The sequence below is a fragment of the uncultured Aureimonas sp. genome (genome assembly GCF_913775355.1).
In the GTDB taxonomy this organism is placed as follows: Bacteria; Pseudomonadota; Alphaproteobacteria; order Rhizobiales; family Rhizobiaceae; genus Aureimonas.
This window is the reverse complement of record NZ_CAJYIU010000123.1, coordinates 1-5,228: the sequence shown is the minus strand read 5'-3', so window position 1 is coordinate 5,228 and position 5,228 is coordinate 1. Positions and strand designations below refer to the sequence as shown.

Genomic DNA, 5,228 nt, shown 5'->3' with positions numbered 1-5,228 from the left:
GTGACGCAGTCTCTGTCGCAGATCATCCGCGAGGCCAAAGGCCGCGTCGCGATCACGACCTTCTCGTCGAACGTCGGTCGCGTGCGCTCGATCGCCAAGGCTGCAGCCGAAGCGGACCGACAGGTCCTGCTGCTTGGCCGTTCGATGAAGCGCGTTGCCGATGTAGCGGAAGAGCTCGGCTATCTGGAGGGCATCGCGCCGTTCGTGAGCGAGCAGGACTTCGGCTACCTGCCGAGCGACAAGGCCGTGATCGTCCTGACGGGTAGCCAGGGCGAGCCGCGCGCAGCACTTGCCAAGCTCGCGCGTGACGAACACCCGACCGTGGCGCTGTCGAAAGGGGACACGGTCATCTTCTCCTCGCGCTCCATTCCGGGCAACGAGAAGGCGATCCTCGACATCAAGAACGCCCTGATCGAGCGCGGCGTGCGCGTGATCGAGGATCACGACCAGCTGGTCCACGTGTCGGGCCATCCGCGCCGCAGCGAGCTGCGCCAGATGTACGAATGGGTCCGTCCGAAGATCGCCGTTCCCGCGCATGGTGAAGCTGCGCACCTGATGGCCCATGCGGGCCTCGCGCGTGAACTCGGCGTGCCGGAGGTCGTCACGATCCGCAACGGCAAGCTCCTTCGACTGGCGCCGGGTGCGGCGACCGTGATCGACGATGTGCCGTTCGGCCGCATCTACAAGGACGGTCACCTCGTCGGGACCGCCGAGCAGATGGGCATCGGCGAGCGCCGGCGCTTGTCCTTTGCCGGTCACGTCTCGGTGTTGGTCGAGCTGGACGAGAAGCTCGAGCTCGACATCGACCCTGAAGTCGTCGCGATGGGCCTGCCCGAGAAGGACGAGGAGGGCGAGGAGTTCGTCGACGTCCTGATGGAGGCTGCTGCGGGTGCGGTCGAGAGCATTCCGCGTGGTCGGCGCAAGGACCTCGAACTCGTGCGCGAGGCGGTCCGCCGGGCGGTTCGCGGAGAGGCTTACGACGTCTGGGGCAAGAAGCCGGCCGTGACGGTCTTCGTCACCCGCGGCTGATGTCCCGCCTCGCTTAAGCCGCATGCGTGCGGTTCCTGAGGTTCGGGATGGGTCCCGAACCTCGGAAACCTGTCGAACCGATGGAGGAGAAGCATGGGGATCCTCACGTCGATCGCTATCTATTTCGTGATCTGGTGGACCGTGCTGTTCATGGTCCTGCCGATCCGCATGCGGTCGCAGGCGGACGAAGGGGAGGTGGTGCTCGGCACCACCCACAGCGCTCCGGCTCGTTTCAGCTTCGCCAGGATGGTGTTTTACAACACGCTTCTGGCGACCGCCGTCTACGCCTTGTTCTACCTCGTGACGGAAGTCTGGGGGATCGGTCCGGGCTCGTTCCCACACATCGTGCCGGGCACCTGAACTAGAACTTTGCACAAAAAAAATGCGAAGCTCGCGCTTCGCATTTAAGGTGCCTGATCCGGGTTCCGCTCCGATATCGAGACCGGGGCCGCGCTCATGCGCGCCGGGAACCGCGTCCTCCCATGACTGAACCAGACGATCTGCGCCGTTAAGGCGTTTCTTTTGACAGCGTTTACTTACCGGCGCTGCCGGGCCCCTGTCGACTCGAAATCGGCTCTTTGTGACAGTTTTTCGTCACCCTGCCTCCGTTTTCGGCAAATTCCTATTCGGGTCGAGCTTGCACCAGACGTGCGGCCATTTGCGGAAGGCGGCTGCCTCGCTTCCCAAGGCTTCAGCGAGTGGTTAAGAGCTTGGCAACGCCACGCTCACCAGTTCGAACGCAAACCGCACGAGTTTCCATGCGCCTGTCCCGCTACTTCCTGCCGATCCTGAAGGAGACCCCGAAGGAGGCCGAGATCGTGTCGCACCGGTTGATGCTGCGGTCGGGAATGATCCGTCAGCAGGCCGCCGGGCTCTACTCGTTCCTCCCGCTCGGCAAACGCGTGCTCGACAAGGTAACGAAGATCATCCGCGAGGAGCAGGACCGCTCCGGCGCCATCGAGCTCCTGATGCCGACCATCCAGTCGGCCGACCTCTGGCGCGAGAGCGGTCGCTACGACGACTACGGCAAGGAGATGCTGCGCATCCAGGACCGCCACGAGCGCGACCTCCTCTTCGGTCCGACCAACGAGGAAATGGTCACCGACATCTTCCGGTCCTACGTGCGCTCCTACAAGGACCTGCCGCTCAACCTCTACCACATCCAGTGGAAGTTCCGAGACGAGGTCCGCCCCCGCTTCGGGGTGATGCGCTCGCGCGAGTTCCTGATGAAGGACGCCTACTCGTTCGACATCGACTACGAGTCGTCGAAGACCGCCTACGACCGGATGTTCGTGGCCTACCTGCGCACCTTCGCGCGGATGGGCCTAAAGGCGATCCCGATGCGTGCCGACACGGGTCCGATCGGCGGCGAGCTCAGCCACGAGTTCATCATCCTCGCCTCGACCGGCGAAAGCGAGGTCTTCTGCCACCGCGACTATCTCGACATGGCCGTGCCGGGCGAGGGGATCGACTTCAACGACGCGGCGTCGCTGGCCTCGATCGTCCAGACATGGACGACGCCCTATGCGGCGACCGAGGAGATGCACGACGAAGCCGCCTGGAATGCGGTGGACGAGGGTGATCGGCTCGCCGCCCGCGGCATCGAAGTCGGCCACATCTTCCACTTCGGCACCAAGTATTCCGCCCCCATGGGCGCGACCGTCACGGGCCCCGACGGCAAGGAAGTGCCGGTCCAAATGGGCTCCTACGGCATCGGCCCGAGCCGCCTGATCGCTGCGATCATCGAGGCAAGCCACGACGAGAACGGCATCATCTGGCCGAAAGGCGTCGCGCCGTTCGACGTTGGCCTTGTCAACATGAAGCCAGGCGACGCCGACTGCGATGCGGTCTGCGACCGCCTCTATGCCGATCTGCAGGCTGCAGGCCACGACGTCCTCTACGACGACGAGGATACCCGCGCCGGCGCGAAGTTCGCGACCATGGACCTGATCGGTTTGCCGGTGCAGGTCATCGTCGGCCCGCGCGGCGCGAAGGCGGGCGAAGTCGAGATCAAGCACCGCGCGACCGGCGAGCGTGAGACGCTGCCGGTCGGCGACATTCTGGCGCGACTGTCCGCGTGACCGCGGCGGAGACTCTCGAGGACGCCGTTCACGGCGGCCGGGCGGCCGGGAAGACCCGGCCGTTCTCCCGGTTCGAGTGGATGATCGCCGGGCGTTACCTGCGCTCGCGCCGACGCGATGCCGGTGTCTCCGTGATCGCCGGCTTCTCCTTCATCGGCATTATGCTGGGCGTCGCGGCGCTCATCATCGTCATGTCGGTGATGAACGGCTTCCGCGGTGAACTCCTGACGCGCATTCTCGGCGTCAACGGCCATGTCATCATGCAGCCGATCGACAGTCCGCTGACCGATTTCGACGACGTAGCGAAGCGCGTCTCGGGCGTTCCGGGCGTCGCCTACACGATGCCGCTGGTGCAGGGACAGGTGCTGGCGACGGGCTCGGGCCAGGGTTCCGCCTCGACGGGGGCTCTGGTGAAGGGCGTCCGCGGCGCCGACCTCCAGAAGCTCACCCCGGTCTCCAGCAACATCCAGCTCGGCTCGATCGACCATTTCGACACCAGCCAGGGCGTCGCGATCGGCTCGCGCCTCGCGCAGTCGCTCGGTCTGGCGCTCGGCGACACCATCACCCTGGTCTCGCCCGAGGGCGATGTGACGCCGCTGGGTGTCACCCCACGGGTGAAAGCCTATCCCGTCGTCGCGATCTTCGAGATCGGACTTTCGGAATACGACGCCTCCTACGTCTACATGCCGCTGACGGAGGCGCAGCTGTTCTTCAACTCGGAGGACAAGGCGCAGTCGATCGAGATTTTCCTCAACGATCCCGATCAGGTCACGTCCCTGCAGGGGCCGATCGAGCAGGCGGCCGGACGACCGAACTATACGGTGACCTGGCAGCGCATGAACGAGAGCTTCTTCTCGGCGCTCGAGGTCGAGCGCAACGTCATGTTCATCATCCTCACGCTGATCGTTCTGGTGGCGGCGCTGAACATCATCTCCGGCCTGTTCATGCTGGTGAAGGACAAGGGAAGCGCCATCGCCATCATGCGCACGATGGGCGCCTCGCGCGGCTCGATCATGCGCATCTTCCTGATCACGGGCGCCTCGATCGGCGTGGCCGGCACCCTGGCGGGCTTCGTGCTCGGCACGCTGTTCTGCCTGAACATCGAGAACCTTCGGCAGTTCTTCTCCTGGGTCTCCGGCACCACGCTGTTCAACCCGGAATTCTATTTCCTGTCGCGGCTTCCGGCCGAGATCGACGTCAGCGAAGTGGTGACCGTGGTCGCAATGGCGATCGGCCTGTCGTTCCTCGCCACCATCCTGCCGTCCTGGCAGGCCTCGAAGCTCGATCCGGTCGAGGCACTGCGTTACGAATGAGCATGAACGCCTCCCTTCGTCTGACGCAAGTCGAGCGGCACTACGTTCAGGGCGAGTCGCGCCTCACGATCCTCGACAAGGCCGATATGGAAATTCGTGCGGGCGAGATGGTCGCGCTGGTCGCGCCGTCCGGCGCCGGCAAGTCGACGCTCCTTCACATCGCGGGCCTTCTGGAGAAGCCGGACGGCGGCGACGTCGTGGTCAACGGCACGTCCTGTGCTGGTCTCGACGACGCCGGTCGCACGGCGATGCGTCGCTCGTCGATCGGCTTCGTCTACCAGTTCCACCATCTCCTGCCGGAGTTCTCGGCGCTGGAGAACGTGATGCTGCCGCAAATGATCCGCGGTCTGGCACGTCCGGTCGCGGCCGATCGCGCCAAGATGCTGCTGGAGTATATGCGCCTCGGCCAGCGGATCACGCACCGACCGGCCGAACTGTCCGGGGGCGAGCAACAACGCGTCGCCATCGCGCGCGCAGTGGCCAACAATCCTTACGTGCTGCTGGCGGACGAGCCGACCGGCAACCTCGACCCATCGACCTCGAATTACGTCTTCGACGCGATGACCGCGCTCGTCCGCCAGTCCGGCGTCGCCGCGGTCATCGCCACACACAATCATGATCTCGCCAAGCGCATGGACCGGGCGATCACGTTGCGCGAGGGCAAGATCGTGGATCACGTCCTGCGATAGTGCGGGCGTCGGTCTGCGGCGTGGCAACTCGCTGTACTCCGGCCAAGGGATCCGCCTTCGCTGATGCTCGCGCCGCCAACCTGCAGATTGGAATTTCCGAACTGCATCGGGAACCC

5 protein-coding genes are annotated in these 5,228 nt (G+C 64.8%); all 5 read left to right on the top strand.

Annotation, left to right across the window (positions count from 1 at the left end):
- Positions 1-1,029 (top strand): ribonuclease J (locus tag QZ753_RS08700; protein ID WP_294642833.1); only part of this gene is annotated, 1,029 nt, incomplete at its 5' end.
- 93 nt (positions 1,030-1,122) lie between these two features.
- Positions 1,123-1,389, top strand: a complete 267-nt coding sequence (locus tag QZ753_RS08695) for a DUF1467 family protein (RefSeq protein ID WP_294642832.1) — start codon at positions 1,123-1,125, stop codon at positions 1,387-1,389.
- Between the two features lie 398 nt (positions 1,390-1,787).
- Positions 1,788-3,110 (top strand): proline--tRNA ligase, encoded by a 1,323-nt coding sequence (proS, locus tag QZ753_RS08690; protein WP_294642830.1) that lies wholly within the window; start codon positions 1,788-1,790, stop codon positions 3,108-3,110.
- A gap of 80 nt (positions 3,111-3,190) precedes the next feature.
- Positions 3,191-4,423 carry a lipoprotein-releasing ABC transporter permease subunit gene (locus tag QZ753_RS08685; RefSeq protein WP_294642835.1) on the top strand — a complete coding sequence of 411 codons (1,233 nt, stop codon included), beginning with the start codon at positions 3,191-3,193 and terminating at the stop codon, positions 4,421-4,423.
- The gene (locus QZ753_RS08680; protein WP_294642829.1) at positions 4,420-5,112 is read left to right on the top strand and encodes an ABC transporter ATP-binding protein; all 693 of its coding nucleotides are present in this window, start codon (positions 4,420-4,422) and stop codon (positions 5,110-5,112) included. The genes QZ753_RS08685 and QZ753_RS08680 overlap by 4 nt, the downstream gene beginning before the upstream one ends.
- Positions 5,113-5,228 lie beyond the last annotated feature (116 nt).

Coding starts and splice junctions, on each gene's coding strand:
- QZ753_RS08695 (WP_294642832.1), top strand. CDS start 1,123: ATGGGGATCCTCACGTCGATCGCTATCTATTTCGTGATCTGGTGGACC.
- proS (WP_294642830.1), top strand. CDS start 1,788: ATGCGCCTGTCCCGCTACTTCCTGCCGATCCTGAAGGAGACCCCGAAG.
- QZ753_RS08685 (WP_294642835.1), top strand. CDS start 3,191: ATGATCGCCGGGCGTTACCTGCGCTCGCGCCGACGCGATGCCGGTGTC.
- QZ753_RS08680 (WP_294642829.1), top strand. CDS start 4,420: ATGAGCATGAACGCCTCCCTTCGTCTGACGCAAGTCGAGCGGCACTAC.